Origin of the sequence: Mesorhizobium sp. M2A.F.Ca.ET.037.01.1.1 (assembly GCF_003998075.1) — a bacterium.
In the GTDB taxonomy this organism is placed as follows: Bacteria; Pseudomonadota; Alphaproteobacteria; order Rhizobiales; family Rhizobiaceae; genus Mesorhizobium.
Map to the genome: position 1 here is coordinate 1 of NZ_RZSA01001331.1, position 1,421 is coordinate 1,421.

At 62.1% G+C, this 1,421-nt stretch carries 1 protein-coding gene; it reads right to left on the reverse strand.

Translation table 11 applies throughout. The features are described 5' to 3' along the window. A partial coding sequence (locus EOA27_RS36445) for a GumC family protein (protein WP_189562315.1) occupies positions 1–1,298 on the reverse strand: 1,298 nt, incomplete at its 3' end. Positions 1,299–1,421: the final 123 nt, after the last annotated feature.

A 1,421-nucleotide genomic window follows, 5' to 3' on the forward strand; every position in this document is an offset into this window, starting at 1 on the left:
ATCTTGGGGAAATAAGGCTGCGACGGCACCTGCGCCTGCGCGATCAGGCTTGCCGCGACCGGCGAGTATTTGCGGTCCTTGCGCGAGGCCGCCGCATTGTAACTTGCCATATAGGATTCAAGCTGTTGGCGCTGAACGTTCGCGTCGCGCTGCAAGGCATCCAACTGCACCTGCTGTTCGCCGGCGCGCGCCGAGGCGGCTTTCAGCGTGTTGACGTCCGCGACCAGCTGATCCTCGCGGGCCTTGGCCGTCTGCGCCTGCGCCGACAGGCCGCGAATGATCTTTTGCGCCTCGTTGCGAATCTGGCCGTCGAGGTCGGCAAGCTGCGATTTCAGCGCCCGAATGCGGGGATGGTTGTCGAGCAAGGTCGTCGAAAGGTCGGCAATGTTGGCCCGGAGTTCGACCTGCCGCTCGCGCAGGCGCTGAATCAGCTCGGAGGACAGCACTTCCGGCACGCTGTCTAGCGAACCGCCGTTCTGCAGCGCCCGGCGCACGCTCTCGGCACTCGCCTCGGCGGCGGCGCGGCTGGCGCGCACGCGCGACAGCTCGCTCGACAGCTCGGCAAGTTGCTGAGTCGGCAGCACCGCATTGTTGCCGCCCATCAGAAGGTCTGACTGGGCACGGAAGGCCGCGACCTTGGCCTCGGCGTCCTTCACGCGATTCTGCAGGTCGGCGATTTCCGGCGCCAGGAAGTCGGTGGCGGCTGCGTTCGATTCGAGCTTGGCGTCGCTCTTCGAGGCGATATAGGCGTTGGCGATGCCGTTGGCGACATCGGCGGCAAGCTTCGGATCCTTCGAGGCGAACTCGATCGCGATCGCGCGGGTCTTCTCGACGGCGTAGACATTGAGCTTGTCGTGCATGGCATTCAGCACGCGCTCTTCCGGCGGGATATCGAAGGGGTCGCTTTTCAAGCCGACGAGAACGAGGATGCGCCCGAGCGCCGACATCTTCAGCGTTTGGTCAAACTCCGGCAGCTTGTCCAGATTGAGCTTGGTCGCGACCTGCTTGAGGATATCGGGCGAGGAAATGATCTGGACCTGAGTCGCCACGCCCTGTTCGTCGAGAATCGGCTTGTCGTCATCGTTGGTGCCCGGCGGCCGGGTGTATTCCGATTCGCGCGAGCCGATCTCCAGCTTGGCTGTCGCCTTGTAGTAAGGCGTCGCGAGCCAGGCTAAAGCGAAGGCGAGCCCGGTGACCACAAGCGTGACGAGAACAATGCGCAGCCAGTTCCTCGCTAGGCTGGCGAACAGCTGTCTCAGGTCGACATCGACATCTGCGGCCGCGGACTGAACGGACATGCATCCTGCTCCGAACTTTGAGTCGAGGATGGACCGTAAACAACTATGGTAACTCACCCGTTAAGATCGAAACGAACACTTATTAGACAATCCTCAAAGAACATCCGGGGAAAGCAATAGAAC